This is a genomic window from Hydrogenophaga sp. L99 (assembly GCF_058731905.1).
In genome coordinates this window covers 2,692,616-2,718,685 of sequence record NZ_CM178972.1, presented here as the reverse complement: position 1 = coordinate 2,718,685, position 26,070 = coordinate 2,692,616, and the positions used below count along the sequence as shown (strand labels likewise).

Here is a 26,070-nt window from a genome sequence, read left to right as displayed (position 1 = left end):
TCTAACGTAAATCAACGACTTGCATCCGTTTATTCAGGCGAATTGTGTCGGATTCGCGGAAACTGACGTTTTCGGCGTTGTGTGAAGGACCGGAAAACGCTGCGCACAAACCCGGTGACGGGCAGGATGCTTGCTGTCCTGCCTGTTTGCATGAAGATGGTGGTCGGGGTGAGAAGATTCGAACTTCCGGCCTCTACGTCCCGAACGTAGCGCTCTACCTGGCTAAGCTACACCCCGATCGCATCTCCAAAACCGCTTGGAGGGGTCTTGATTCAGCCCCCCTTTTTACGAGCGGCGACCCATCAAACCGGTGGCCAATTCTAGCAAAGCAGCGCTGTATTCATTGGTTGGAAGCTGCTTCGCCGCGTCAACGGCGCGTTGTGCTTCAGCCATTGCGCTGGCCCGTGCGGTCTCCAGTGCACCCGTTTCCAGAATGATGGCGAAGATGTCGTCAAGGTGGGCTGCATCGCCCTGTTCGATCGCATGGCGGATCAGTTGTTTCTGGGGTTCTGAAGCTGTTTTCAGCGCGCAGATGATCGGCAGCGTAACCTTGCCTTCACGAAGGTCATCCCCCAAGTTTTTGCCCAGTTCTTCGGCTTTGCCTTCGTAATCCAGCACGTCATCAATCACTTGGAAGGCTGTACCCAGTGCTTGACCGTACGTAGCGCAGATTTCTTCTGTGCGGGCATCGGCGTTGGCAAGAATCGGGGCTAGGCGCGCGCTGGCTTCAAACAGTTTTGCCGTTTTGGAGCGAATCACACGCAGGTAGTCGGCCTCGCTGAGCGAGGCGTCCCGCATGTTCATGAGTTGCAGCACCTCACCCTCGGCGATCACGTTGGTCGCGTCCGACAACACTTGCATCACGCGCATGTTGTTGACGTCCACCATCATTTGAAACGCGCGCGAGTACAAAAAATCACCCACCAGCACGCTGGCCGCGTTGCCGAAGCGTTCATTGGCTGTTTCGCGCCCGCGGCGCAGTGTCGATTCATCCACCACATCGTCGTGCAGCAGCGTCGCCGTGTGAATGAACTCCACCACCGCGGCCAGCGTGTGGCGGTGGGTATTTTGGTTGCCCAGAGCGCCGCTCATGAGCAGCAGTAGCGCGGGGCGAAGCCGTTTGCCGCCGGCTGAAATGATGTATTGCGCCACCTCGCGCACCAACGGAACTTCTGTGGTGAGCCTTTCGCTGATGACTTGGTCAACCCGCTGCATGTCGGGCTGGATGAGGTCCAGCGGGTTGGCTGGGTGGCTTGAAAGAGTGGTCAAGGTGGCTCTGCGGGTGGTGGGCTTTTCTAAAAGCAGTCCCGGATTATAGAGACGGGAACAACGCGTTTCTGGCTGAGCCGGGTGCAGGACCGCTGCGGCTCGGTGAGCCAGCGGCGGCTTTGGTGGGCGGTTCTTGCTCTGCTCGTTAACCCGTGCTAAAATTTTGAGTTCGGTGGAATTTGGTCTGCCGAATATCCATTCGTGGATTTTTTACAAGAGGTTCATATGTACGCGGTCATAAAAACCGGCGGCAAACAGTATCGTGTTGCTGCTGGCGAAAAAATTAAAGTAGAACAGATTGCTGCGGATGTGGGCCAAGAGATCGTGTTTGACCAGGTTCTGGCTGTCGGCAACGGCAGCGAGATCAAGGTAGGCACTCCCTTGGTTTCCGGCGCAACGGTCACAGTCACGGTTTTGTCGCATGGCAGGCACGACAAGGTACACATCTTCAAGATGCGTCGTCGCAAGCACTACCAAAAGCGCCAAGGTCACCGTCAAAATTTCACCGAACTGCAGATTTCGTCGATCGCAGCCTGAGGAGTAAGTCAACATGGCACAGAAAAAAGGCGGCGGCTCAACGCGAAACGGGCGCGATTCCAAGCCCAAGATGCTCGGCGTGAAAGCGTTTGGCGGTGAAGTGGTCAGCGCAGGTTCGATCATCGTGCGCCAGCGCGGTACCAAGTTCCACCCCGGCATGAACGTCGGTCTGGGTAAGGACCACACCATTTTTGCGACGGTCGATGGCCGTGTCAGCTTCGCCATCAAAGGCGCGCTGAATCGCCAGACGGTCAACATCACACCTTTGTGATGTGGCTTGCCGGTGTGGCTGCCGGGTTTGTGAAAACCTCGCAGTTCACCGGCTTTGGTGATGTCCTGAATACAAAAGGCCCGCCTGTGCGGGCTTTTTGTATTGGTCATTGTTGTGTCAGTTGTTCCTGGGAAGAGATGTCATGAAATTTGTGGACGAAGCTACGATTGATGTCGCTGCTGGCGATGGTGGCAACGGCTGCGCATCGTTCCGGCATGAGAAGTACAAGGAATTTGGCGGTCCCGACGGAGGCGATGGCGGGCGTGGTGGCAACATTTATGCGGTAGCTGATGCCAGTCTGAACACCCTGGTCGACTTTCGATACACCCGTCGGTTTGAAGCGCACCGTGGTGAACACGGCAAAGGCTCGGACATGTTTGGTGTCAAGGGTGACGACATCGTGCTCAAGATGCCGGTGGGAACCATCATCGCGGATGCCGAAACGGGCGAGGTGTTGCACGAATTGCTGCAGCCCGGTGAGCAGGTCACGATCGCCAAGGGCGGTGACGGCGGCTTTGGCAACATGCACTACAAGAGTTCGACGAACCGTGCGCCGCGCCAGAAAACAATGGGCTGGGCGGGTGAGCGGCGCACGCTTAAGCTGGAGCTGAAGGTGCTGGCCGATGTGGGGCTGCTGGGCATGCCCAATGCCGGCAAGTCCACCCTGATCTCCGCCATTTCCAACGCTCGCCCGAAGATTGCTGACTATCCTTTCACTACGCTGCACCCCAATCTGGGCGTGGTTCGCGTGGCGCCTGAAAAGAGTTTTGTGGTGGCCGATGTGCCTGGCTTGATCGAAGGCGCCTCGGAAGGTGCAGGTCTGGGTCATCAGTTCCTGCGCCACCTGCAGCGCACGCGCTTGCTGTTGCATCTTGTGGATGTAGCGCCTTTCGATGAAGGCGTTGACCCGGTCCAGCAGGCCAAGGCGATTGTGGCTGAGCTCAAAAAGTTCGATCAGTCGCTGTATGACAAGCCGCGCTGGCTGGTGCTGAACAAGCTCGACATGGTGCCGACCGACGAGCGCGAAGCTCGGGTGAAGGACATTGTGAAACGCTTGAAATACAAGGGGCCGGTGTTTGAAATCTCCGCGTTGACGCGTGAGGGGTGCGAGTTGCTGGTTCAGAAGGTGTACCAGCACATCGCGCAGGTGCACCAGGCACAGCAGCCGGTTGAGGTTGACCCACGCTTTGCTGTGGCGCCCGACGCGAACTGATGCCCTTCGAGTAGATTTCCTGTTGTTGACGGTACCTGAACGCACATGCAGCTTGATGCTTCCCCGAATGCCCAGCAGGTCGCCCAGTCCGCGCTGCTGAAGAACGCCCGCCGAATCGTGGTCAAGGTGGGCTCCAGCCTGGTGACGAACGAAGGCCGAGGTCTCGACGAAGAGGCCATTGGCCAGTGGAGCCAGCAGCTGGCGGCCTTGGTCAAAGATGGTCGAGAGCTGATCATGGTCAGCAGCGGTGCTGTGGCCGAGGGCATGAAGCGCCTGGGTTGGACCGTGCGGCCGAAGGAAATCAACGAGCTGCAGGCGGCGGCTGCCGTGGGTCAAATGGGTTTGGTGCAGATGTACGAGACCAAGCTGCGTGAATGCGGTGTGGGCAGTGCGCAAGTGCTGTTGACGCACGCTGACCTGGCTGATCGCGAGCGCTACCTCAACGCCCGATCCACGCTGCTCACGCTGTTGCAGCTGGGTGTGGTGCCCGTGATCAACGAAAACGACACCGTGGTCAACGATGAAATCAAGTTTGGCGACAACGACACCCTGGGTGCGCTGGTGGCCAACCTGGTCGAAGCCGATGCCCTGGTCATTTTGACCGACCAAAAGGGTCTTTACACGGCAGATCCGCGGCGCGATCCGGCGGCGCAGTTTGTTCACGTTGCCCGTGCGGGCGATCCCTTGCTGGAAGCGATGGCTGGGGGCGCTGGCTCGGGCATTGGCAAGGGTGGCATGATCACCAAGATTCTGGCTGCCAAGCGGGCTGCTGGCTCGGGTGCCTCGACCGTCATCGCCTGGGGGCGTGAGCCGCAGGTGTTGATGCGTCTGTGCGACGGGGAAGCGATTGGCACCTGCTTGCTGGCGCAGACGCCCAAGAACCAGGCACGCAAGCGTTGGATGGCTGACCATCTTCAATTGCGTGGTTCGGTGTGTGTGGACGCTGGCGCAGTGGGCAAGATCGTGAGCGAAGGCAAGAGCCTGTTGCCCATTGGTATGACCGCCGTGGAGGGTGACTTTTCGCGCGGCGACGTGATTGCTGTGCGCGACGCCAGCGGTCAGGAAATTGCCCGTGGCTTGGCGAACTACGCCAGTTCGGAAGCGCGACTGATCTGCCGCAAGGCTTCCAGCGACTTCGAGCGTCTGCTGGGATATTCGGCCGAGCCCGAAATGATTCATCGCGACAACCTGGTGCTGGCCCGCGGTTGACGTTATTTCGGGGCCGGCCGAAGGTCGTCTCTTTGACAAGCGCCATTGGCGCAGTCCGTTTCCTCGCAGGTTCCCCGCTCCGGTTGACCGCTTGCGTTTCAAAAATCCGTTGCCCAGCAGCTTTAAGCTGTGCGGGGGCATGCTGAACTGCCGCAGCCCAACACAACACCTATTTCCCGCGGTTGGCTAACGCCACCCCCTCGGCACGGGTCCCAGCCTATTTGATTTCGCCGTGTTGAGCCCAGGCCTCTTGCGCCCGGTTGTCGCTCTGCGGATCGGGGTCAAAGCTGGCGCCCGGTGGCAGTTCCAGCCCTTGGGGCATGCTCGAAAAAGGCATGTTGGGTGGGCCGTCATCGGTCATCCGCTGGCGCATGCCACCGCGAAGAAAGCGGTTGCGGGTGTCGTTGCGCGGCAGATAGCGCGCGAGTTCGGTCAGTGCCATTTCGTAGACACCGCGCTTGAACTCAACTACCACGTCGAGAGGCACCCAGTAGTCGTGCCAGCGCCAAGCATCAAATTCCGGGTGGCTGGTCGCGCGCAGGTTCAGGTTCCAATCTTGCGCAACCAAGCGCAACAGGTACCAGATCTGCTTTTGTCCTTTGTAGTGTCCGCGCGCGTCGCGCCGGATGAAACGGTCAGGCACCTCGTAGCGCAACCAGTCCCGCGTGCGGGCCACAATACTCACGTGTTCAGGCATCAAACCCACTTCCTCGTGCAGCTCGCGGTACATCGCCTGTTCGGGTGTCTCGCCCCGGTCGATACCACCCTGCGGAAACTGCCAGGAATGGGAGCGGATGCGCTTGCCCCAAAACACCTGGTTTCTCTGGTTGAGCAGAATGATGCCGACATTGGGCCTGAAGCCTTCTCTGTCAAGCATAATCAACCCCAAATTTTTAAACTGTGTTCATTATGCATCGCCAACCGGGGCTTGCGAAGTGATCACCCACCTGTATTGCGGCCGAACGCATGCGGGTATGCCCTAGTCTGCCGGGCATACCGCCAACGCTGTGGTGCGATCCCTCCCCATCTGCCAACCTCACCTCTGCCAACGTGGCAGCCGATCCCATGAAAGCCTCCCAGTTCCTGATCACGACCCTCAAGGAAGCCCCGGCGGACGCCGAGGTTGTCAGCCACCAACTCATGACCCGTGCGGGCATGGTGAAGAAGCTCGGTGCTGGCATCTACAGCTACATGCCGATGGGTTTGCGGGTGATTCACAAGGTGGAGGCCATCGTGCGCGAGGAGATGAGCCGCGCCGGTGCGGTTGAACTCACCATGCCGGTGATCCAGCCGGCAGAGCTGTGGCAGGAAACGGGTCGTTTCGAGAAAATGGGGCCGGAGTTGCTGCGCATCAAGGACCGCCATGGGCGCGACTTTGTGGTGCAGCCCACCAGCGAAGAGGTGATCACGGACATCGCGCGCCAGGAACTGCGCAGCTACAAACAGCTGCCGAAAAATCTGTACCAGATCCAGACCAAATTCCGTGACGAACGCCGTCCGCGATTTGGCTTGATGCGCGGGCGCGAGTTCATCATGAAAGACGCCTACAGCTTTGACCGGGACGGTGATGCCGCGCAGGGCAGTTACCAGACGATGGCAGCCGCCTACCGGCGCATCTTTGACCGCTTCGGTTTGCGCTACCGCGCTGTGGCCGCAGACAGCGGTGCCATTGGTGGCGACCTGAGTGAAGAATTTCAGGTGATCGCCGCAACCGGCGAAGACGCCATCGTGTATTGCCCCACCAGCGATTACGCCGCCAACATGGAGAAAGCCGAAGCGCTGGCACCCGCCGGTGCGCGTCCGGCAGCGGCCAACCCGATGGTGAAGACGCCAACGCCGGGCAAGAGCACCTGCGCCGACGTGGCCGAGTTGCTGGGCGTGCCGCTGGCCCGCACGGTGAAGTCGCTGGTGTTGGCCACCGACGAGATCAACGAGCGCGACGAAATTGTGAAGTCGCGCATCTGGCTGCTGCTGCTGCGTGGTGACCACGACATGAACGAGGTGAAGGTCGGCAAGTTGCCTGGGCTCGATTTGGGCTTCCGCTTTGCCACCGTGCCCGAAATTGAGGCCCACTTTGGCAGCAAGCCCGGTTACCTGGGCCCGGTGAACCTGAAGCAGCCCGTGCAGGTGATCGCTGACCGCGAGGTGGCGGTGATGGCCGACTGGATTTGCGGAGCCAATGAGGCTGATTTCCACATGACCGGCGTCAATTGGGCGCGCGACTTGCCAGAGCCTGATCTGGTGGCCGACATCCGCAACGTGGTCGAGGGCGATGCTTCGCCGGACGGCCAGGGTGTGCTGGCAATTGAACGCGGCATTGAAGTGGGCCATGTGTTTTACCTCGGCACCAAATACTCGCGCGCCATGGGTGCCACGTTTCTGGGCGAAGACGGCAAGCCGGCGCATTTCGAAATGGGCTGTTACGGCATCGGTATCACCCGCTTGCCCGCAGCGGCCATTGAGCAAAACCACGACGATCGCGGCATCATCTGGCCCGATACGCTGGCTCCGTTTACCGTGGTGATTTGCCCGATTGGCATGGACCGCAGCCCAGAGGTAAAGGCCGCATCAGAGCAACTGTACGAACAGTTGCTGGCGGCCGGCGTGGATGTGATTCTGGACGACCGTGGCGAACGCCCGGGCGCCATGTTTGCCGACTGGGAACTGATTGGCGTGCCACACCGCGTGACCATTGGCGACCGTGGGCTGAAGGCAGGCCAGGTGGAATACCAGCACCGCCGTGACGCAGCAGCCACCCAGGTGGCGGCTGCCGACATTCTTGAGATGCTGAAGGGCAAACTGGGGCAATGATTGCGCTGGTTGGGCAAGCGGGCCTGCCAGGGACCACGGCAGATGGACCGCGGGTGAACCGCCGCCAATGCCTGGTGTCTGTGGCTACGTGGGGTGCAGGGCTGGGGCTGCAAGGGATACCGTTGGCAGCCGCGGGAGGTCAGCTGGAAGAGCCTTTGGCCGACTCGGTGCGGGGCGCTCTGATTGCCGCCATTTCCAACCATGCACCGCCAGTGCCCGAATTTTCAAGTTTGGAAGCGCGCCTGGCGCACCTGCGTTGGCTGGGGGCCATGAGCGACCGTTTGCACCGCAGGAAAACCGACTTTCAAACGCGGATCGAGTTTTTGCAGACCGTCTGGTACGAGTCGCGCCGGGCGGGCTTGGACACCACGATGGTGCTGGGACTGATTCAGGTGGAAAGTGCATTTCGCAAGTTCGCCATCTCCAGCGTGGGTGCACGGGGTTACATGCAGATCATGCCGTTCTGGTCGCGCCTGATTGGTGACGGTGATGCCGGCAAGTTGTTCAACATGCAGACCAACCTGCGTTTCGGCTGTGTGATTTTGCGGCACTACCTGGACCGCGAGCGAGGCGACTCGTTCCTGGCCCTGGGCCGTTACAACGGCAGCCGTGGCCGCGACAAATACCCGAATGCGGTGTACGCCGCCGCCAAAAACTGGGTGCACCCGGACGCCTGAGCGTCGGTTTGCCCCAAGCACCAGCCGCAAGCGTTATTGCAGGAAGCCAATGCGGCTTTTGCCGGCGCCATGCCGCGGCAGATCGTCCGCCTCCATGTTGTAGCGGTTGTCCAGACGTGCATTGCCAAAAGCCGTGACCAGCGCCCGGCGCATTTCGCGCGGCGCCAAGCCGGTGAGTTGGTCCAACACGTCGTCTGCGGGTTCCGGGTCGAAGCGCTGGCCCCAATCGTGTTCGCTGCGGATACCGCGGTACAGGTGGGCTGCAATTTTGCGGGCTGCATCGGGCGAGGGAGGCGCGATTTCAAACACATTCATGCGGTTGCGAATGGGCTCGGGAATGGCACGCTCGTCGTTGGCGGTGGTGATCCAGATCACTTGGCTTGCGTCAATGGGCACTTCGGCGAATTCGTCCACAAAGCTTTGCGCCGTGTCGTGCTCCAGCAGGCTGTAGAGCGCGCCCAACGGGTCGTATTGCGCGTCCGCGCTGGCTTTGTCGATTTCGTCCACCACGATCACCGGGTTGGCGTACTGGCCGTCCACCAGGGCTTCAAACACCTTGCCCGGCTTGGCACCTTTCCATTGTGATGACGAGCCCGACAGCAGCCAGCCAGCGGTCATGGAGCTCATGGGCACCAGGCTCATGCTGGTGCCGAGCAGGTCGGCGATCTGGCGGGCGAAATGGGTTTTGCCCACGCCGGGCGGCCCAAGCAGCAAGATGGGCGTGACCTCCAGGCTGTCGCGGCTGTCTTGGCTCAGGGCCACGTGGCGCTTCACGTCGTCCAGTACCTCACCAAAATTGGGCAGCAGATCGTACAACGGTGCCATGTCGGGCACACCCGACGGTTTGACGGCGAAGCGCTGCGGGCCGCGCTCCAGCATGCGTTGGTAGGTGCTGCGCAGGCTTTCGTACTCGCGTTCGCTGCCGCTGTTTTGCAGCTTGTGCAGTTTGCGCTCGACATCGTCGGCGCTGAACACGCTGCGCATCTGGGCGATGGGCAGACCGAGGGAGGGTGAAGCGACCAGGCTGCGTGAGCTCATGCGGTTCTCCTTGTGGGTTTCGGCGACGCTTTCATTCAAGCACAAGACGTGCCCGATCTCAATGCAGGAAAAGCCTCACAAAAACCGGGCTTCAAGGGCAATTGCCTGGTTCGTCGCCCGAAAATGCACCAGACGCGCGCCACAGGCACCCGCCAGAAAGCACAAAGCCACCCGAGGGTGGCTTTTCTAGGTCTCGCTGGCTGCAGCGTGTCTTCAGGCTTCGCCGGTGATCACCTGCTGCAACTCACCCGATTCGTACATCTCCATCATGATGTCCGAGCCACCAATGAACTCGCCCTTGACGTACAGCTGGGGAATGGTGGGCCAGTTGCTGTATTCCTTGATGCCCTGGCGCACGCCGTCGTCTTCCAGCACGTTCACGGTCTTCACCGCTTTGGGGTCCACGCCGCAGGCCTTCAAGATTTGAATGGCGCGCCCTGAAAAGCCGCACATGGGGAAGCTCGCGTTGCCCTTCATGAACAGCACGATGTCGTTGGATTTGACCAGTTGGTCGATTCGGATTTGGGCGTCGCTCATGGCAGATGGGTCCTTTTGCGGTTGGGTGTTCAATAACCCGTAAAAATGGTCAATTATCGCTGCTGAGGCCAGCGCCCGCCACTGCAGCGTTCAATGCCCGCAAGGTCGTTGCGGCTGCTGATGTGCTCGAATCCGGCGTGCAACAGCAGCGCTCGCACCGCTTCTGCCTGGTCGTGGCCGTGTTCCAGCAGCAGCCACCCGCCGGGTAGCAAGGCTTGGTCCGCCTGGTTGATGATGGTTCGGATGTCGTCCAGGCCGTCGGGGCCAGCCGCCAAGGCAGAACTGGGTTCAAACCGCAGGGCGGCCAGGTGCGGGTCGCCCTCGGCAATGTAGGGCGGGTTGCTGGCGATCACATTGAAACGCAGGCCAGGCACAGCGCCCAGCCAGTGGCCACGGTGGAACAGCACCGACAGCCCGAGTTGGGTGGCATTGGCCTGGGCCACGGCCAGGGCGTCCGCGCTGGCGTCGGTGGCGTGGATCTGGGCGTCGGGCCGTTGCCGGGCCAGCGCCAGCGCGATCGCACCGCTGCCCGTGCCGAGATCGAGCACGCAGGGTGGCATGTCACCCCCAGCGGCAGGCAGCACGTCCAGCGTCCATTCCACCAACACCTCGGTGTCCGGGCGCGGCACCAGCACCCGGGCGTCCACCGCCAGGTTCAGGCCAAAGAAGGCTTTTTCGCCGAGCAGGTAGGCCACGGGCTCGCCGGCTTGGCGGCGCTGTAGCAGCGCCTGCCAGCGGTTTGCGACCCCTTCATGGAGCATGTCGCTGTCGTGGGCCATCAGCCAGGCGCGGTCGTGTGGCGAGCGACCCACGGCGTGCAGCAGCAGCATCTGGGCGTCCAGGCGTTCCAGGCCCTGCCGTTGGGCTTGCTGCAGCGTATCGCGCAGGGTGGGTGTGGCGTTCATGGGCGAAAGACTCTGCCTCTCACAGGCTGTTGCGCTGTTCGAGTTCGGCCAGCAGTTCGGTGCCGCGCGCCACCTGCAACGCGTGAACGACTTCGTCCAGGTCGCCTTCCATCACGATCAGCAGCTTGTACAGCGTCAGGTTGATGCGGTGGTCGGTGAGGCGGCCCTGCGGAAAGTTGTAGGTGCGGATGCGGTCGCTGCGGTCGCCGCTACCGATGAGGCCCTTGCGGGTGGCAGCTTCCTTGGCGGCGCGCTCGCTGCGGTCTTTTTCTTGCAGGCGCGCGGTGAGCACTTGCAGCGCCTTGGCTTTGTTGCTGTGCTGGCTGCGGCCGTCCTGGCATTCGGCGGTGATACCGGTGGGCAGGTGGGTGACCCGCACGGCAGAGTCGGTTTTGTTGATGTGCTGGCCGCCGGCACCACTGGCGCGGTAGGTGTCGATGCGCAGCTCGGCCGGATTGAGCTTGACGGCTTCGGTTTCGTCGGGCTCGGGCATCACCGCCACCGTCGCCGCGCTGGTGTGGATGCGGCCTTGCGTTTCGGTCGCGGGCACGCGCTGCACCCGGTGGCCACCGGACTCGAAGCGCAGCTTGCCGTAGGCGCCTTGCCCGGCGATGCGCAGCACCACTTCTTTGTAGCCGCCGAGTTCGCTGGGCGATTCGCTCACCACCTCCACCTGCCAGCCCTGGCGTTCGGCGTAGCGGGTGTACAGGCGGGCCAGATCGCCCGCAAACAGAGCCGATTCGTCACCACCGGTGCCAGCGCGGATTTCCATGAACGCGTTGCGTTCGTCGTCCAGGTCTTTGGGCAGCAGCAGCTGTTGCAGTTCGGCGTCGAGTTGGCCGAGCTCGGCCTTGGCACTCTGTATTTCCTCTTCCGCCATCTCGGCCATGTCGGGGTCTTGCAGCATGCCTTCGGCCGAGGCGAGGTCGGCTTCGCGTTGCAGGTAGCGGTTGAACACGTCCACGATCAACGAGGCGTCGGCGTGTTCGCGGCTCAGGGTGCGAAAGCGGTCCATGTTGTCGACCACGTCGGGGGCTGAGAGCAGTGCGTCCAGTTCGTGCAGGCGCACGCGCTGGCGCATCAGGGTGTCGTGGACGAAGGGCTTCATGAAGGTGTGTGGGTTGGACCATCAGCGGTTGGCGCACCGCAACAGGGCGTTGCCAGGCAACGCACCCGCTGGGCAAGCCCGCGCCGCGCTAGGATTTTTCGCGCAGAAACAGGCGCGACACCGTTTGCGCGGTGGCGGCGCGCGCGGCGCTGTCGCCGGTGTGCAGCTCGGCCAAGGTGCCATGCAGCATTTTTTGCGTCAGGCCGCGTGACAGGGCTTCAAGCACGGCTTCCACCGGCTCACCCTTGGCCAGCAGCTTGCGGGCGCGGGCCATTTCGGCGGCACGCCATTCGTCGGCCTGGGCGTTGATCTGCTGGATCAGGGGCACCACGCCGTTGGCTGGGTCGCGTTGCTCCAGCCAGTGCATGAAACTGAGCACGCCTGCGTCGATGATGACTTCGGCCTGCGCCACGGCGGCCTGCCGGCTGTCCTTGCCGGTCTGCACCACGGCGGCAAGGTCGTCCACGGTGTAGAGGTAGACGTCGTCCAGCTCTTTCACGTCCACTTCAATGTCGCGCGGCACGGCCAGGTCCACCATGAACATCGGGCGGTGGCGGCGCTTTTTCAAAGCCCGCTCCACCGCGCCCAGGCCGATGATGGGAAGGGTGCTGGCGGTGCAGCTGATCACGGCGTCGAATTCGTGCAGGCGGTCGGGCACGTCGGCCAGGCGCATCACCTCGGCGCCAAAGCGGCCGGCCAGCTTTTCACCGCGCTCCAGGGTGCGGTTGGCTATCGCCATGCTTTTGGGCGATTTGGCAGCGAAATGGGTGGCGGCGAGCTCAATCATCTCGCCAGCGCCCACAAACAGCACCCGGATGTCCTGCAGGTCTTCAAACAACTGGCCCGCCAGGCGCACGGCAGCGGCGGTCATGCTGATGGAATGCGCGCCGATTTCGGTGGACGTGCGCACCTGCTTGGCCACCGCAAACGAGCGCTGAAACAGCTGGTGCAGCGTGGAGCCCAGGGCGCCGGCGTCGCTGGCGGCGCGCACCGCGTCTTTCATCTGACCCAAAATTTGTGGTTCACCCAGCACCATGCTGTCGAGGCCGCTGGCCACGCGAAACGCATGGCGCGCGGCGTCGTCTTCGCGCAGCACATAGGCATGGTCGCGCAACACGTGGGTACTGACGCCGCCGGTCTGGGCCAGCCATTCCAGGGTGGGCTCGACGGCGGCCTGGTCGCCCGCGCCATACAGCTCGGTGCGGTTGCAAGTGGACAGCAGGGTGGCTTCGGGCTGGCGCGCCAGGCTCTGGCGGTAACCGTGCAGCGTGGGCTGAATTTGGTCGAGCGCGAACGCAAACCGGCCCCGCAGATCAAGCGGAGCCGTGTGGTGGTTGATGCCGAGCGCCCAGACAGACATGTGCAGATTATAAAATTGATCGCTTATGCACGTCCCGGCCCACACACAATGAATTTCTTTGCCTTCCTGGCGCATGTTGCGGGCTTCATCGCACCCGCACTGGTGGTCGGCTTTGTCTTGTGGCTGGCGCCCCAGTGGTCGAGCAAAGGACGCGTGGCGCGCTGGAGCCGTGCGATCGATCTGACGGTGTTGCTGGCAGCCGGTGTGGCTGTGCTGCTGGCTGGGCTGGTGTTTTTTGGTCGCGACGGAAAAATGGCTACCTACGCGGCGCTGGTGCTGGTGCAAGGCACGCTGGGCTGGTGGATGCGGCGGCGCTGAGCCGGTTCAGCGGTCGGGTGCAAACCGGTCCACCCGGTCGGTGATGATGCCGTCCAGGCCCAGCGCCAGCAGCCGCTGCACGGCGGTGGCGTCGTTCACGGTGTAGGCCAGGCTGCGCCAACCGGCGCTACGCACTTGGTGCATGAGCGCTTCGCTCCACAGCCCTTGTTCGCACACCACTGCCTGGCAGCCCAGGGTTTGTGCGGCGTTTTGCCAGCCTGGCCACAGGGTTTCCAGCAACAGGCCGCGGGGCAGGGCCGGGGCGGTTTCCCGGGCGCCGGCCAAGGCCTCGGGCCGAAACGAGGTGAGCAGAGGCGGTTGGGCATGGCCCGCCCAAAGCTGCGCGGCCGCCAGGGCCACAGCGCGGCCGGTGTGCAGGTCGGTGCCCGGTGTGGGCTTGATCTCAATATTGAGGCAGTGGCCGTTGGCGATGCACCAACGCGCCACGTCAGCCAGCGTGGGCAGGCGTTCGCCGGCGTGGGCAGTTGAATGCCAGGCGCCGGCATCGAGCTGGCTGAGCACCGCCCATTCCAGATCACCCGCCACGCCTTGGCCGTTGGTGGTCCGCTCCAGCGTGCTGTCGTGCAGCAAAAAGGCCACGCCGTCGGCGCTCAGTTTGGCGTCGCACTCAAACATGCGGTAGCCGTGAGCAGCACCGAGCCGCAACGCGGCCAAGGTGTTTTCTGGCGCCAGCAGGCCTGCGCCGCGGTGGGCGATCCAGCGCGGGTAGGGCCAGGGCCGGTTTGGGGTTGCCAGGGGTGAGTCGTCGGGTTGCATGGACGGTTTGAAGCGTGTGTTTTCAGAGTGTGCCAGTACCCAGCGCCCGGGTATGTGTATGTGGCCCTGCGGTACCATCGCCCGTTCAGCTCTTTCTGCTGGCAGCCTACTTCCCATGAACGCTCCCACCCCGCTTTCGCTCCTCGAAAACGCCACCGACGACGCGCCGCGTCTGCGCGAAATCCCCTACAACTACACGTCTTTTTCGGATCGTGAAATTGTGATGCGGCTGCTCGGCGAGCGCGCCTGGGCCTTGCTTGATGAGCTGCGCGGCGAGCGCCGCACCGGGCGCTCGGCCCGCATGCTGTACGAGGTGCTGGGCGACATTTGGGTGGTGCAGCGCAACCCGTATTTGCAAGACGATTTGCTGGACACGCCCAAGCGCCGAAAGCAGCTGGTGGATGCATTGCACCACCGCCTGGGCGAAGTGGCCAAGCGCCGCACGCCGCAAGACGACCAGGCCCGCGACGCCTTGGTGGGCGAGCTGCTCGCCGCTGCACGCAGCGCGGTCGATGCGTTTGCCCGTTCGTTTGAAGACATGGCCGCGCTGCGCCAGCGCGCCACCAAGGCGCTGCGCAAGCTCACCGCCCACGACAACATCAAGTTTGACGGCCTCTCGCGCGTCAGCCATGTGACCGACGCGACTGACTGGCGCGTGGAATACCCGTTCGTGGTGCTCACTCCCGACACCGAGGTCGAGATGGCCGAACTGGTGCGCGGCTGTTTCGAGCTGGGTCTGACCATCGTGCCGCGCGGCGGCGGCACCGGCTACACCGGCGGCGCGATCCCGTTGACCTGGAAAAGCGCGGTGATCAACACCGAAAAGCTCGAAGCCATGACCGAGGTGGAGTTCGTGCAGGTGCCCGGCCACGCCGAAGCGCTGCCCACGATCTGGACCGAGGCCGGTGTGGTGACGCAGCGCGTGGCCGACGCGGCCGAGCGCGCGGGCCATGTGTTTGCGGTGGACCCGACCTCGGCCGAAGCTTCGTGCGTGGGCGGCAACATCGCCATGAACGCCGGCGGCAAAAAGGCCGTGCTCTGGGGCACGGCGCTGGACAACCTGGTGAGCTGGCGCATGGTGACGCCGCAGGCGCAGTGGCTCGAAGTCACGCGCATGGATCACAACCGCGGCAAGATTCACGACGCCGAGGTGGCCACCTTTGAATTGAGGTATTTCGAAGCCAACGGCAAGACGCCCGTTCGCACCGAACAGCTGGTGATTCCGGGCGCCACCTTCCGCAAGGAAGGTCTGGGCAAGGACGTGACCGACAAGTTCCTGGCCGGCTTGCCGGGCATTCAGAAAGAAGGCTGTGACGGCCTGATCACCAGCGCGCGCTGGTTGGTGCACCGCATGCCCGAGCACGTGCGCACTGTGTGCCTGGAGTTCTTCGGTAACCCCAAGGACTGTGTGCCGTCCATCGTCGACATCAAGGACTTCATGTTTGCCGAGATGAAGCGCCCGGGCGGCGCCATCCTGGCCGGCTTGGAGCACCTGGACGACCGCTATCTCAAGGCGGTTGGTTACGCCACCAAGAGCAAACGCGGCACGCTGCCCAAAATGGTGCTGGTGGGTGACATCGTGGGCGACGACGCCGACGCCGTGGCCCGCGCCACCAGCGAGGTGATTCGTCTGGCCAACGGCCGCAGCGGCGAAGGTTTTGTGGCGATCAGCGCCGAAGCGCGCAAGAAATTCTGGCTCGACCGCAAGCGCACCGCGGCCATCAGCAAGCACACCAACGCCTTCAAGGTGAACGAAGACGTGGTGATCCCGCTGCCGCGCATGGGCGAGTACACCGAGGGCATCGAGCGCATCAACATCGAGTTGTCGCTGCGCAACAAGCTCAAGCTGTGTGAAGCGCTGGAAACCTTCTTTGTCAAAGGCAACCTGCCGTTGGGCAAGACCGACGACGCGAACGACATTCCGAGTGCCGAGCTGCTGGAAGACCGCGTGCAGCAGGCGCTGGCGCTGGTGCGCGAAGTGCGTTCGCTCTGGGCCACCTGGCTGCGCGATGTGGACACGCTGTTCCCGCAGCTGCAAGACCACACCCTGCGCGCCAGCTGGAAGACGCAGATCCGCGCGCCGCTGCAGCAAATTTTTACCGGTGCGGCGTTTGGCGCCATCCTGGCCGAATGCACGGCCATTCACAAGCGCGTGCTCAAAGGCCGTGTGTGGGTGGCGCTGCACATGCACGCCGGCGACGGCAACGTGCACACCAACATCCCGGTCAACAGCGACGACTACGAGATGCTGCAAACCGCACACGAAGCGGTGGCCCGCATCATGGTGCTGGCGCGCAGCCTGGACGGCGTGATCTCGGGCGAGCACGGCATTGGCATCACCAAGCTGGAGTTTTTGACCGACGAAGAGCTGCGCCCCTTTGCGGAATACAAGGCCAAGGTGGACCCTGAAGGCCGCTTCAACAAAGGCAAGCTGCTGCGCGATATTTCAGGCGTGAAAGGCTTGGCCGCTGATGGCAACCTGCGCAGTGCTGACCTGAGCCATGCCTACACGCCGAGTTTTGGCTTGATGGGTCACGAGTCGCTGATCATGCAGCAGAGCGACATTGGCGCCATCGCCGATTCGGTCAAAGATTGCTTGCGCTGCGGCAAATGCAAGCCGGTGTGCGCCACGCATGTGCCGCGCGCCAATTTGCTCTACAGCCCGCGCAACAAGATTCTGGCCACCTCGCTGCTGGTGGAGGCCTTTCTGTACGAAGAGCAAACCCGCCGCGGCATCAGCATCAAGCACTGGGAAGAGTTTGAAGATGTGGCCGACCACTGCACGGTCTGCCACAAGTGCTTAAGTCCGTGCCCGGTCAAGATCGACTTTGGCGACGTGACCATGAACATGCGCAACCTGTTGCGCAAGATGGGCAAGAAGAGCTTCCGCCCGGGCAATGCGGCGGCCATGTTCTTCCTGAACGCCACCAACCCCGAGACCGTCAAGTTCATGCGCTCGGCCATGGTGGACGTGGGCTTCAAGGCACAGCGCCTGGCGAACCAGTTGCTCAAGCGGGTCGCGCGCAAGCAGACGGCGGCGCCCCGAGCCACCCTGGGTCCGGCGCCCATCAAAGAGCAGGTGATCCATTTCATCAACAAGAAAATGCCTGGCGGCCTGCCCAAGAAAACCGCCCGCGCGCTGCTGGACATTGAGGACAAGGACTACGTGCCGATCATCCGCAACCCGGTGGGCACCACGAGCGAGACCGAGGCGGTGTTTTACTTTCCCGGCTGCGGTTCCGAGCGGCTGTTCAGCCAGGTGGGCCTGGCCACGCAGGCCATGCTGTGGCATGCCGGTGTGCAAACCGTGCTGCCGCCGGGCTACCTGTGCTGCGGTTACCCGCAGCGCGGCTCGGGGCAGTTCGACAAGGCGGAAAAAATCATCACTGACAACCGGGTGCTGTTCCACCGCGTGGCCAACACGCTGAACTACCTGGACATCAAGACCGTGGTCGTGAGCTGCGGCACCTGCTACGACCAGCTGCAGGGCTACGAATTCGACAAGATCTTCCCGGGCTGCCGCATCATCGACATCCACGAATACCTGCTCGAAAAAGGCATCACCTTGCCAGCCGGGCAGGGCGGTTACCTCTACCACGACCCCTGCCACAGCCCCATGAAGCTTCAGGACCCGATGAAGACGGTGAAGGCGCTGGTGGGCGACAACGTGCTGGAGAGCAAGCGCTGCTGTGGCGAAAGCGGCACGCTGGGCGTGACCCGGCCCGACATTTCGACCCAGATCCGTTTTCGCAAGGAAGAAGAGATCAAAAAAGGCGAAGCGGCTTTGCGCGCGGCCGGCACGGTGGGCGAAACCGCCAACATCAAGATGCTGACCTCGTGCCCGAGCTGCCTGCAGGGCCTGACACGCTACGGCGACGACCTCAACAACGGCTTGCTTGAAGCCGACTACATCGTGGTCGAAATGGCCAACCAGATTTTGGGCAAAGATTGGTTGCCCGAATACGTGGCCAAGGCCAATGAAGGCGGCATCGAACGCGTTCTCGTTTGATTCCACCCAGCGACAACAGGAGACACCATGGCCGGACTTGACAAAAACACCCCCACGCCGCAATCCATCACCCTGCACCAGCAATCGCGGGTGCTGGAAATTGGCTTTTCCGACGGCAGCGAGTTTCATGTGCCGTTTGAGCTGATGCGCGTGTATTCGCCGTCGGCTGAAGTGCAGGGCCACGGCCCGGGGCAGGAAGTGCTGCAGACCGGCAAGCGCGAGGTTGGCATCATCGCGCTGGAGCCGGTGGGCAACTACGCGGTGCAACCCACGTTCTCGGACGGGCATGACAGCGGCATTTTTTCCTGGGACTACCTGTACTTTTTAGGCTCCAAACAAACCGAGTTGTGGGCCGATTACAACGCCCGCCTGCAAGCGGCCGGCATGGAACGCGATGCGCCCATGGCGGCGAAGGGCGGGAGCGCCTGTGGTAGCCATTAACCGCTTAGGATTGTTGTATGGCCTCTACACACTTCGGTTTCAAGTCGGTTGACGAGCGCGAAAAAGCGCAGCACGTGCGCAGCGTGTTCGATTCGGTGGCACCCAGCTACGACGTGATGAACGATCTCATGTCGGCTGGCCTGCACCGCGTCTGGAAGCGCTACACCTTGACGGTTGCCAACCCTCAGCCAGGTGACCAGGTGCTGGACATTGCTGGCGGTACCGGCGACCTGTCGCTGGCATTCGCCAAGAAGGTGGGCCCTACAGGTCGCGTGGTTCATACCGATATCAATGAGGCGATGTTGCGCGAAGGGCGCAACCGCCTGCTCGATCTGGGTGTGGTGTTGCCCACGCTGGTGTGCGACGCGGAACAGTTGCCATTTGAAAACAACGCGTTCGACTTTGTGTCGGTGGCGTTTGGTTTGCGCAACATGACACACAAAGACCGCGCGCTGGCCGAGATGCAGCGGGTGCTGAAGCCGGGCGGCAAGTTGCTGGTGCTGGAGTTTTCCCGGGTGGCCAAGCCACTTGAAAAAGCTTACGACTGGTATTCGTTCAACATCCTGCCCAAGCTGGGGCGGCTGGTGGCCAACGACGAGGACAGCTACCGTTACCTGGCCGAATCCATTCGCATGCACCCCGGGCAAGAAGAGCTGCGGCAGTTGATGAAGGGTGCCGGGTTTGGGCATGTGGACGTGCACAACCTGTCGGCGGGTGTGGTGGCTCTACACATGGGGATCAAATGTTGATCTGATATGGGTCGGTTGGTTTTTTCGTCTGGGGGGACAAAGATGGGTAACAAAACATTGTGGTCGGTGGTGCTGGTGTGTGCCATGGTCGTGGGCGCTCAGGACGTCTGGGCCAAGCGCCTCGGCGGCGGTTTGTCGTTTGGCAAGCAGTCGGGCAATGTGACGCAGCGCAGCAGCACGCCGCCTGCGCAGCAGGCTGCGCCGGCACCCACACAAAATGCCGCTGTGCGCCCCGCCGCCGCCAGCACGGCTGCAGCGCCTGCACCCAAGCGCGCTTGGGGCGGCATGCTGGGCGGCTTGGCGGCAGGCCTCGGTTTGGCCTGGCTGGCCTCCAGCCTCGGCCTGGGTGAAGGTTTTGCCCAGTTCCTCCTGTTTGCGTTGCTCGCCGCCGTGGTGATCGCCGTGGTCGGCATGCTGATGCGCCGCCGCGCCAGCGCAGGGTCCTCGGGGCTGGCCTACCAGGCGGCTGCCGGTGGCGGCAATTCTCAGTTTGACCCCGCCACGCCGCGGGGTTACAGCCCGAAGAACGTGGGCAATGACGCCTCTGCCCGCCCGTGGGAGAGCCATGCTGGCGCTTCTGATGCCGCAGCCGGTGGTTCCATGATCGGCTCGTCCTTGTCGGGATCGCAGGGGTGGGGCGTTCCCGCCGGTTTTGATGCCGAAGGCTTTCTCAAGGCTTCCAAGGCCAACTTTCTCAGCCTGCAAGACGCCTGGGACCGTTCAGACATTCCCAGTCTGCGCGCCATGATGACCGATGGCATGCTGGAGCAGATCCAGAGCCAGCTGTCTGAGCGGGAGCGCTCGGGTGGTGGCACGGTCAACAAGACCGAGGTGGTGATGCTGGAAGCCCATTTGCTGGGTATCGAAGAAATGGATGCGGGCTACATGGCCAGCGTCGAATTTTCGGGCTTGATCCGGGAAGACGTGTCAGCCGGGCCCAATCCTTTCCGTGAGGTCTGGAACATCACCCGCCCCAAGAACGGGTCGGGTGGCTGGTTGGTGGCGGGCGTTCAGGCGTTGCAGTAGCCGCCGTCGCAAACAAGAGCCCCGCGCACCCGTTGCGCCTGGCTTTATCCGTCAAAATCGGGGGGTCATGAAAAATGAACCCCCCGTTTTTTCGTCTGGACCGTCCACTGGCGGCTCCCTTCCCAATTTCCTGCAATCCCTGCTGGGTGCCGTGAGGCCGCCTGACTGGGTGGTGGATGAGTTGCAGAACCGCATCGTTCTGTTTCTCAACCATGTGCTCATGCAGGAAAAAGCCGCACAAGACCGTCTGCGGCGCCAAAAAGGCAAACCGGTGAAGATGCAGTGGGGCGAATTTCACCTCACGCTCACCCCCACCGCTGCGGGCCTGCTCGAACGCGCAGCGCCCGACGCCCAGCCCGAACTGCGGGTGACCCTGACCCAGACTTCACCCCTGGCCCTGGCGCAGACGGTGCTGGCCGGTGACAAGCCCGGTGTGGACATTCAGGGCGATGTGCAACTGGCGGCCGAGGTGGCCTGGCTGGTGGACAACGTGCGCTGGGACCCAGAAGAAGACCTGTCGCGGTTCGTGGGCGACGCCCCCGCCCACACGCTGACGCGTTTTGCCCGTTCGGCGGCGCAGGCCGTCAAGTCGTTCGTGGCACGCAAGCCCGAAGGTTTCCCCCGGCCGCCTTTTGCGTCACCAGGCGCTCCACCGGCACCCGCCGAAGCCCCACCGGCTGCAACCGCCCCAGGTGCTGACGGAACCGCCGCATGAATCGCTTGTTTCGAGGCGCGTTCATTGTCTGGGTGGTGCTGCGCTATGGGTTGGACGAGTTGGTGCTCTCCAGCTTTCGGGGCCGCGGCATCCGGCTGCTGACGCGCATTGTTTCCATTGGCCGCAATCTGGACGCACCGCGCGGCCAGCGCCTGCGTGAGGCACTTGAGCGGCTGGGGCCGATCTTCGTGAAGTTCGGGCAGGTGCTGTCCACCCGCCGCGACCTGCTGCCACCCGATATTGCCGACGAGCTCGCCCGCCTGCAAGACCGTGTGCCACCGTTTCCCAGCGCGGTGGCGGTGGCCACCATCGAGCGCGCGTTTGGCAAACCGCTGGACGCGGTGTTTTCGCACTTTGAGCAGGTGCCGGTGGCCAGTGCGTCCATCGCACAGGTTCACTTTGCCACCCTGCGCGATGGCCGCCATGGCGGACGCGAGGTCGCAGTCAAGGTGCTGCGGCCCAACATGCTGCCGGTCATCGACAAAGACCTGAGCCTGATGCGCATGATGGCCGGCTGGGTGGACGCTTTGTCGGCCGACGGCAAGCGCCTGAAACCCAAAGAGGTGGTGGCCGAGTTCGACAAATACCTGCACGACGAGTTGGACCTGGTGCGGGAGGCCGCCAACGCGGCCCAGCTGCGCCGCAACATGCAGGGTCTGGACCTGGTGCTCATTCCCGAAATGCTCTGGGACTACTGCCACACCGAGGTGATGGTGATGGAGCGCATGCACGGCCTGCCCATCAACAAGGTGGACGAGTTGCGCCGCTTGGGGGTGGACATTCCCAAGCTGGCGCGCGATGGCGTGACCCTGTTTTTCACCCAGGTTTTTCGAGACGGCTTCTTTCACGCCGACATGCATCCGGGCAACATCCAGGTCAGTGTGGACCCGGCCACGTTTGGGCGCTACATCTCGCTCGATTTCGGCATCGTCGGCACGCTCACCGAGTTCGACAAAGAATACCTGGCGCAAAACTTCACCGCCTTCTTCCGCCGCGACTACAAGCGGGTCGCCGAGCTGCACATCGAGTCGGGCTGGGTGCCGGGTGACACGCGGGTGGACGAGTTGGAGTCTGCCATTCGTGCCGTGTGTGAGCCGTATTTCGATCGCCCCCTGAAAGAAATTTCGCTGGGCATGGTGCTGATGCGCCTGTTTCAGACCTCGCGCCGTTTCCAGGTGGAGATCCAGCCGCAGCTGGTGCTGTTGCAGAAAACCCTGCTCAACATCGAGGGCCTGGGCCGCGACCTGGACCCCGAGCTGGACCTGTGGAACACCGCGAAGCCTTTCCTGGAAACGTGGATGGTGGACCAGCTGGGCCCCAAGAAGTTGCTGGAGCAACTCAAGGCCGAAGCCCCGCAATACGCCAAGCTGCTGCCTGCGCTGCCGCGGCTGCTGCACGACTACCTGCAGCACAAACCCCACGAGTTGCGCCGCGAACTCGATAGCTTGCTGACCGAACAGCGCCGCACCAACCGTTTGCTGCAGGCCATTTTGTATGGCGGACTGGGCTTCTTGCTGGGTTTGCTCGTCATGCAGCTGCTGGTGCGCGTGCGCCTGTGGTGAGTGGCTGAGACCGCACCCCCTGCACGGACTGCCGAGCGGCCAAGTGCCTGACCGGTGGACGGCACAGCGCCGGACCCCCAATTTATAATGTCGGGTTTTGTTCAACTTCCCTTCGGCGAATGACGGCCCGGCCCCTGGCCACTGCATTTGCCGAAGCGACCCCGAGTCCCCTACTGGTTCACGTCATGCCCATCTATGCCTACAAGTGCGAGTCCTGCGGCCATGCCAAGGACGTGTTGCAAAAAATGTCCGATGACCCGCTGAGCGTTTGCCCAGCCTGCGGTCAGCCCAGTTTTCGCAAGCAGGTAACCGCTGCCGGCTTCCAGCTCAAGGGCTCAGGCTGGTACGTCACCGATTTTCGCGGTGGCAACACCGCCACCCCGCCGGCCGTGTCCGCAGAGGGTGCTGCCCCGGCTGCGGCTGAAGCAGCCAAGCCTGCCGGTGCCTCCACCGCGGCGCCGGCTCCTGCTGCGGCACCGGCCGCGGCTCCCGCTGCCTCGCCGGCGCCATCATCAGGCTCGACGACGTCCACCTGAGACCGCCCTGATGCCCTCCTTGCGCAAATGGCTGCTCGCTGGCCTGCTGGTTCTGGTGCCCCTGATCATCACCCTGTGGGTGCTGGACTGGGTCGTCACCACGCTGGACCAGACGCTGCATATCTTGCCCGTCAACTGGCATCCCGACCAGTTGCTGGGCGTGCATGTGCCCGGGCTGGGGGTGGTGTTTGCCCTGGCGGTGGTGCTGTCCATTGGCGCGTTGGCGTCCAACATCATTGGCAACAAGCTGGTGCACTGGTGGCACGCCTTGCTGCACCGCATTCCGGTGGTGCGCTCCATTTATTCCGGCGTCAAACAGATATCGGACACCCTGTTTTCTGAAAAAGGCAACGCTTTTCGCAAGGCGCTGCTGGTGCAGTGGCCTCACGAAGGCATGTGGACCATCGCCTTTTTGACCGGCGCTCCTGCGGGTGATGTGTTGCGCCAATTGCAGGCGCAGCCTGGTGGCGCCAGCCCGCAAGATGATTTTTACAGCGTTTTTGTGCCCACCACGCCCAACCCCACCGGCGGCTATTTTGTGATGGTGCGCAAAAGCGCCTGTGTCGAACTGCAGATGAGCGTCGATGCCGCGCTGACCTACATCGTTTCCATGGGTGTGATCGTGCCTGGCGGGCCGAACAATGCCCAACTTCAAGTGGCGCAAATGGCTGCGGCCAGCGCCACCAACACCCCGTCCTGAATGTTTCCCCGCCACCTCGGTGGCGACACTGTTGAAAGAAAAATTGCCATGGCTATGCGTACCCACTATTGCGGTCTTGTGACCGAAGCCCTGCTGGGCCAGACCGTGACCCTGTGCGGGTGGGTCAACCGCCGACGCGACCACGGCGGCGTCATTTTTGTCGACCTGCGCGACCGCGAAGGCTACGTACAAGTGGTGTGCGACCCCGACCGCGCCGACATGTTCAAGGTGGCCGAAGACGTGCGCAACGAATACTGCGTGCAGATCACCGGCCTGGTGCGCGCGCGCCCTGACGGCACCACCAACGACAACCTCAAGAGCGGCAAGATCGAGCTGCTGTGCCACGAACTCAAGGTGCTCAACCCGTCGGTGACGCCGCCGTTTCAGCTCGACGACGACAACCTGAGCGAAACCACCCGCCTCACGCACCGCGTGCTGGACCTGCGCCGCTCGTACATGCAAAACAACCTGATGCTGCGCTACCGCGTGGCCATGGAAGTGCGCAAGTTTCTCGATGCCAACGGCTTCATCGACATCGAAACCCCGATGCTGACCAAGAGCACACCGGAAGGCGCTCGCGACTACCTCGTGCCCAGCCGCGTGCACGACGGCCACTTCTTCGCGCTGCCGCAGTCGCCCCAGCTGTTCAAGCAGCTGCTCATGGTGGCCGGCTTCGACCGTTACTACCAGATCACCAAGTGCTTCCGCGACGAAGACCTGCGCGCCGATCGCCAGCCAGAGTTCACGCAGATCGATATTGAAACCTCGTTCCTGACCGAGGAAGACATCCGTGACATGTTCCAGGGCATGATCAAAACCGTGTTCCAGAACACCCTGGGTGTGGACCTGGGCGAGTTCCCGGTGATGGCCTACAGCGAAGCCATGCACCGCTTCGGCTCCGACAAGCCCGACTTGCGCGTCAAACTCGAATTCACCGAGCTGACCGACGTGATGGCCGACGTGGATTTCAAAGTGTTCAGCGCGCCGGCCACGATGAAGAACGGCCGAGTGGTGGCCTTGTGCGTGCGCGGCGGCGCGGAAATCAGCCGCAGCGAAATCGACGCCTACACCGACTTCGTCAAAATCTACGGCGCCAAGGGCCTGGCTTGGATCAAGGTCAACGAAGTGGCCAAAGGCCGCGACGGCCTGCAGAGCCCGATTGTGAAGAACCTGCACGACGCGGCCGTGACCGAGATTTTGAAGCGCACCGGCGCGCAAGACGGCGACATCATCTTCTTCGGCGCCGACAAGGCCAAGGTGGTGAACGACGCCATCGGCGCGCTGCGCATCAAGATCGGCCACAGCGAGCTGGGCAAGAAAAACGGCCTGTTCGAAGCCCGCTGGGCACCGATGTGGGTGGTGGACTTCCCCATGTTTGAACACGACGAAGAAGCCGACCGCTGGACCGCCGTGCACCACCCCTTTACCGCGCCCAAAGACGGCCACGAAGACTGGATGGTCACCGCACCCGAGAAGTGCATTGCCAAAGGCTATGACATGGTCTTGAACGGCTGGGAAATCGGCGGTGGTTCGGTGCGTATCCACACCGCTGGCGTGCAGCAAAAAGTGTTTGACGCACTGAAGATCACGCCCGAAGAAGCGCAGATCAAGTTTGGCTTCTTGCTCGACGCATTGCAATACGGCGCTCCGCCCCACGGCGGCCTGGCCTTTGGCCTGGACCGTATCGTCACGCTCATGACCGGTGCCGACTCGATCCGCGACGTGATCGCCTTCCCCAAGACCCAGCGCGCCCAGTGCCTCTTGACGCAAGCGCCCAGTCTGGTGGATGAAAAACAGCTTCGCGAACTGCACATCCGCCTGCGCAACGTGGATCTGGCGAAGACAGTCTGAGTTTGTCCGGTCGTTCATGAGAGCTTGGGCCCAGCGCTGGTTCGCTGGGAACTATCGCAGCACAATCACAGTCTGTTGACGGTCTTGTTTGAGACGCTTTGACAACCCATTACCAGGAGGAATGCCATGAACGATTTCGCCAGCGATACCCAGGTCAACAAGGAAAAACTGGTGCGCGACTTGCAACGCGTGATTGCGGATGCCGAGGAGCTGCTGACGGCCACTGCGGGTCAGACCGAAGGCAAGTTGGTGGAGATGCGCGAACGCATTCGCGGCAATCTCATGGACGCGCGGCACAAGCTGGGCGACCTGGAAGACAAGGTCAAGGTCAAAACCAAAGAAGTGGCTCGCGCCACCGACGACTACGTACACGAGCACCCCTGGCCTGCCATTGGCGCCGCGGTGGGCGTGGGCCTGGTGATCGGGTTGCTGATCGGTCGACGCTGATCGG

The 26,070-nt window shown here is 62.5% G+C and carries 25 protein-coding genes and 1 tRNA gene; 17 read left to right on the top strand and 9 right to left on the bottom strand.

The features are described from left to right. Positions 1-160 precede the first annotated feature (160 nt). Both AC4QBL_RS12920 and AC4QBL_RS12915 read right to left on the bottom strand, forming a co-directional pair. A tRNA-Pro gene (locus tag AC4QBL_RS12920) sits at positions 161-237 on the bottom strand. Positions 238-285: 48 nt separating this feature from the next. Further along, positions 286-1,215, bottom strand: a complete 930-nt coding sequence (locus AC4QBL_RS12915) for a polyprenyl synthetase family protein (RefSeq protein ID WP_472907045.1) — start codon at positions 1,213-1,215, stop codon at positions 286-288. Between the two features lie 279 nt (positions 1,216-1,494). Between AC4QBL_RS12915 and rplU the strand changes: the two genes are divergently transcribed. The 4 genes from rplU to proB all read left to right on the top strand — a co-directional run bounded on the left by rplU (position 1,495) and on the right by proB (position 4,499). Beyond that, the gene (gene rplU, locus AC4QBL_RS12910; RefSeq protein ID WP_304831029.1) at positions 1,495-1,806 is read left to right on the top strand and encodes a 50S ribosomal protein L21; all 312 of its coding nucleotides are present in this window, start codon (positions 1,495-1,497) and stop codon (positions 1,804-1,806) included. 13 nt (positions 1,807-1,819) lie between these two features. Further along, positions 1,820-2,077, top strand: a complete 258-nt coding sequence (gene rpmA / locus AC4QBL_RS12905) for a 50S ribosomal protein L27 (RefSeq protein ID WP_439112816.1) — start codon at positions 1,820-1,822, stop codon at positions 2,075-2,077. Positions 2,078-2,219: 142 nt separating this feature from the next. Beyond that, positions 2,220-3,290, top strand: coding sequence for an Obg family GTPase CgtA (cgtA, locus tag AC4QBL_RS12900; RefSeq protein ID WP_472907046.1), 1,071 nt, complete (start codon positions 2,220-2,222; stop codon positions 3,288-3,290). A 45-nt stretch (positions 3,291-3,335) separates the two neighbouring features. Then, positions 3,336-4,499, top strand: a complete 1,164-nt coding sequence (gene proB / locus AC4QBL_RS12895) for a glutamate 5-kinase (protein ID WP_472907047.1) — start codon at positions 3,336-3,338, stop codon at positions 4,497-4,499. A gap of 217 nt (positions 4,500-4,716) precedes the next feature. Here proB and AC4QBL_RS12890 read toward each other — a convergent pair whose 3' ends face one another. Then, positions 4,717-5,376: an RNA pyrophosphohydrolase gene (locus tag AC4QBL_RS12890; protein WP_472900329.1), complete on the bottom strand. Its 660-nt coding sequence runs from the start codon at positions 5,374-5,376 to the stop codon at positions 4,717-4,719. A 188-nt stretch (positions 5,377-5,564) separates the two neighbouring features. On the opposite strand from AC4QBL_RS12890, the gene AC4QBL_RS12885 reads away from it, so the two are divergent. Then, positions 5,565-7,310, top strand: coding sequence for a proline--tRNA ligase (locus AC4QBL_RS12885; protein WP_472907048.1), 1,746 nt, complete (start codon positions 5,565-5,567; stop codon positions 7,308-7,310). Next, positions 7,307-7,987 carry a lytic transglycosylase domain-containing protein gene (locus tag AC4QBL_RS12880; RefSeq protein ID WP_472907049.1) on the top strand — a complete coding sequence of 227 codons (681 nt, stop codon included), beginning with the start codon at positions 7,307-7,309 and terminating at the stop codon, positions 7,985-7,987. Before AC4QBL_RS12885 ends, AC4QBL_RS12880 begins: the two co-directional genes overlap by 4 nt. 33 nt (positions 7,988-8,020) lie before the next feature. On the opposite strand, the gene AC4QBL_RS12875 is transcribed toward AC4QBL_RS12880, so the two are convergent. The 5 genes from AC4QBL_RS12875 to hemA all read right to left on the bottom strand — a co-directional run bounded on the left by AC4QBL_RS12875 (position 8,021) and on the right by hemA (position 12,935). Beyond that, positions 8,021-9,025, bottom strand: coding sequence for an AAA family ATPase (locus AC4QBL_RS12875; RefSeq protein ID WP_472900332.1), 1,005 nt, complete (start codon positions 9,023-9,025; stop codon positions 8,021-8,023). A 213-nt stretch (positions 9,026-9,238) separates the two neighbouring features. Next, entirely contained in the window at positions 9,239-9,562 is a 324-nt protein-coding gene (gene grxD, locus AC4QBL_RS12870) for a Grx4 family monothiol glutaredoxin (RefSeq protein WP_439112809.1), read from the bottom strand. 53 nt (positions 9,563-9,615) lie between these two features. Then, the gene (prmC, locus tag AC4QBL_RS12865) at positions 9,616-10,467 is read right to left on the bottom strand and encodes a peptide chain release factor N(5)-glutamine methyltransferase (protein ID WP_472907050.1); all 852 of its coding nucleotides are present in this window, start codon (positions 10,465-10,467) and stop codon (positions 9,616-9,618) included. A gap of 19 nt (positions 10,468-10,486) precedes the next feature. Next, positions 10,487-11,575 (bottom strand): peptide chain release factor 1, encoded by a 1,089-nt coding sequence (gene prfA, locus AC4QBL_RS12860; RefSeq protein WP_472907051.1) that lies wholly within the window; start codon positions 11,573-11,575, stop codon positions 10,487-10,489. An 88-nt stretch (positions 11,576-11,663) separates the two neighbouring features. After that, entirely contained in the window at positions 11,664-12,935 is a 1,272-nt protein-coding gene (hemA, locus tag AC4QBL_RS12855; protein ID WP_472900335.1) for a glutamyl-tRNA reductase, read from the bottom strand. Between the two features lie 48 nt (positions 12,936-12,983). Between hemA and AC4QBL_RS12850 the strand changes: the two genes are divergently transcribed. After that, positions 12,984-13,253, top strand: a complete 270-nt coding sequence (locus tag AC4QBL_RS12850) for a hypothetical protein (protein ID WP_472900336.1) — start codon at positions 12,984-12,986, stop codon at positions 13,251-13,253. 6 nt (positions 13,254-13,259) lie between these two features. Here AC4QBL_RS12850 and ugpQ read toward each other — a convergent pair whose 3' ends face one another. Beyond that, positions 13,260-14,030, bottom strand: coding sequence for a glycerophosphodiester phosphodiesterase (gene ugpQ / locus AC4QBL_RS12845; protein WP_472907052.1), 771 nt, complete (start codon positions 14,028-14,030; stop codon positions 13,260-13,262). Positions 14,031-14,145: 115 nt separating this feature from the next. Here ugpQ and AC4QBL_RS12840 point away from each other — a divergent pair, with 115 nt between their 5' ends. From AC4QBL_RS12840 to AC4QBL_RS12795, 10 genes are all read left to right on the top strand, one after another. Next, on the top strand, positions 14,146-18,039 hold the full coding sequence (locus AC4QBL_RS12840; protein WP_472907053.1) for a DUF3683 domain-containing protein: 3,894 nt from the start codon (positions 14,146-14,148) through the stop codon (positions 18,037-18,039). Between the two features lie 27 nt (positions 18,040-18,066). Beyond that, complete coding sequence (locus tag AC4QBL_RS12835) at positions 18,067-18,480, top strand: gamma-butyrobetaine hydroxylase family protein (protein WP_472900339.1); 414 nt, start codon at positions 18,067-18,069, stop codon at positions 18,478-18,480. 17 nt (positions 18,481-18,497) lie between these two features. After that, positions 18,498-19,229 (top strand): bifunctional demethylmenaquinone methyltransferase/2-methoxy-6-polyprenyl-1,4-benzoquinol methylase UbiE, encoded by a 732-nt coding sequence (gene ubiE / locus AC4QBL_RS12830; protein ID WP_472907054.1) that lies wholly within the window; start codon positions 18,498-18,500, stop codon positions 19,227-19,229. A 42-nt stretch (positions 19,230-19,271) separates the two neighbouring features. After that, positions 19,272-20,255, top strand: coding sequence for a Tim44 domain-containing protein (locus tag AC4QBL_RS12825; protein WP_472907055.1), 984 nt, complete (start codon positions 19,272-19,274; stop codon positions 20,253-20,255). A gap of 67 nt (positions 20,256-20,322) precedes the next feature. After that, on the top strand, positions 20,323-20,970 hold the full coding sequence (locus AC4QBL_RS12820; protein WP_472900342.1) for a ubiquinone biosynthesis accessory factor UbiJ: 648 nt from the start codon (positions 20,323-20,325) through the stop codon (positions 20,968-20,970). Then, a complete protein-coding gene (gene ubiB / locus AC4QBL_RS12815) occupies positions 20,967-22,532 on the top strand; it encodes a ubiquinone biosynthesis regulatory protein kinase UbiB (RefSeq protein WP_472907056.1) in 1,566 nt (521 codons plus the stop codon). Before AC4QBL_RS12820 ends, ubiB begins: the two co-directional genes overlap by 4 nt. Before the next feature lie 185 nt (positions 22,533-22,717). Then, positions 22,718-23,068 (top strand): FmdB family zinc ribbon protein, encoded by a 351-nt coding sequence (locus AC4QBL_RS12810; RefSeq protein ID WP_472907057.1) that lies wholly within the window; start codon positions 22,718-22,720, stop codon positions 23,066-23,068. A gap of 10 nt (positions 23,069-23,078) precedes the next feature. Continuing rightward, positions 23,079-23,768, top strand: coding sequence for a DUF502 domain-containing protein (locus AC4QBL_RS12805; protein ID WP_472900345.1), 690 nt, complete (start codon positions 23,079-23,081; stop codon positions 23,766-23,768). A gap of 48 nt (positions 23,769-23,816) precedes the next feature. After that, complete coding sequence (gene aspS, locus AC4QBL_RS12800) at positions 23,817-25,619, top strand: aspartate--tRNA ligase (protein WP_472907058.1); 1,803 nt, start codon at positions 23,817-23,819, stop codon at positions 25,617-25,619. Between the two features lie 126 nt (positions 25,620-25,745). Next, positions 25,746-26,066 carry an ElaB/YgaM/YqjD family protein gene (locus AC4QBL_RS12795; protein ID WP_472900347.1) on the top strand — a complete coding sequence of 107 codons (321 nt, stop codon included), beginning with the start codon at positions 25,746-25,748 and terminating at the stop codon, positions 26,064-26,066. Positions 26,067-26,070 lie beyond the last annotated feature (4 nt).

Coding starts and splice junctions, on each gene's coding strand:
- AC4QBL_RS12885 (WP_472907048.1), top strand. CDS start 5,565: ATGAAAGCCTCCCAGTTCCTGATCACGACCCTCAAGGAAGCCCCGGCG.
- AC4QBL_RS12835 (WP_472900339.1), top strand. CDS start 18,067: ATGGCCGGACTTGACAAAAACACCCCCACGCCGCAATCCATCACCCTG.
- ugpQ (WP_472907052.1), bottom strand. CDS start 14,030: ATGCAACCCGACGACTCACCCCTGGCAACCCCAAACCGGCCCTGGCCC.
- AC4QBL_RS12915 (WP_472907045.1), bottom strand. CDS start 1,215: ATGCAGCGGGTTGACCAAGTCATCAGCGAAAGGCTCACCACAGAAGTT.
- AC4QBL_RS12795 (WP_472900347.1), top strand. CDS start 25,746: ATGAACGATTTCGCCAGCGATACCCAGGTCAACAAGGAAAAACTGGTG.
- ubiB (WP_472907056.1), top strand. CDS start 20,967: ATGAATCGCTTGTTTCGAGGCGCGTTCATTGTCTGGGTGGTGCTGCGC.
- AC4QBL_RS12820 (WP_472900342.1), top strand. CDS start 20,323: ATGAAAAATGAACCCCCCGTTTTTTCGTCTGGACCGTCCACTGGCGGC.
- AC4QBL_RS12825 (WP_472907055.1), top strand. CDS start 19,272: ATGGGTAACAAAACATTGTGGTCGGTGGTGCTGGTGTGTGCCATGGTC.
- prmC (WP_472907050.1), bottom strand. CDS start 10,467: ATGAACGCCACACCCACCCTGCGCGATACGCTGCAGCAAGCCCAACGG.
- hemA (WP_472900335.1), bottom strand. CDS start 12,935: ATGTCTGTCTGGGCGCTCGGCATCAACCACCACACGGCTCCGCTTGAT.
- grxD (WP_439112809.1), bottom strand. CDS start 9,562: ATGAGCGACGCCCAAATCCGAATCGACCAACTGGTCAAATCCAACGAC.
- prfA (WP_472907051.1), bottom strand. CDS start 11,575: ATGAAGCCCTTCGTCCACGACACCCTGATGCGCCAGCGCGTGCGCCTG.
- AC4QBL_RS12880 (WP_472907049.1), top strand. CDS start 7,307: ATGATTGCGCTGGTTGGGCAAGCGGGCCTGCCAGGGACCACGGCAGAT.
- aspS (WP_472907058.1), top strand. CDS start 23,817: ATGGCTATGCGTACCCACTATTGCGGTCTTGTGACCGAAGCCCTGCTG.
- AC4QBL_RS12875 (WP_472900332.1), bottom strand. CDS start 9,025: ATGAGCTCACGCAGCCTGGTCGCTTCACCCTCCCTCGGTCTGCCCATC.
- AC4QBL_RS12810 (WP_472907057.1), top strand. CDS start 22,718: ATGCCCATCTATGCCTACAAGTGCGAGTCCTGCGGCCATGCCAAGGAC.
- AC4QBL_RS12805 (WP_472900345.1), top strand. CDS start 23,079: ATGCCCTCCTTGCGCAAATGGCTGCTCGCTGGCCTGCTGGTTCTGGTG.
- AC4QBL_RS12840 (WP_472907053.1), top strand. CDS start 14,146: ATGAACGCTCCCACCCCGCTTTCGCTCCTCGAAAACGCCACCGACGAC.
- cgtA (WP_472907046.1), top strand. CDS start 2,220: ATGAAATTTGTGGACGAAGCTACGATTGATGTCGCTGCTGGCGATGGT.
- AC4QBL_RS12890 (WP_472900329.1), bottom strand. CDS start 5,376: ATGCTTGACAGAGAAGGCTTCAGGCCCAATGTCGGCATCATTCTGCTC.
- rpmA (WP_439112816.1), top strand. CDS start 1,820: ATGGCACAGAAAAAAGGCGGCGGCTCAACGCGAAACGGGCGCGATTCC.
- proB (WP_472907047.1), top strand. CDS start 3,336: ATGCAGCTTGATGCTTCCCCGAATGCCCAGCAGGTCGCCCAGTCCGCG.
- AC4QBL_RS12850 (WP_472900336.1), top strand. CDS start 12,984: ATGAATTTCTTTGCCTTCCTGGCGCATGTTGCGGGCTTCATCGCACCC.
- rplU (WP_304831029.1), top strand. CDS start 1,495: ATGTACGCGGTCATAAAAACCGGCGGCAAACAGTATCGTGTTGCTGCT.
- ubiE (WP_472907054.1), top strand. CDS start 18,498: ATGGCCTCTACACACTTCGGTTTCAAGTCGGTTGACGAGCGCGAAAAA.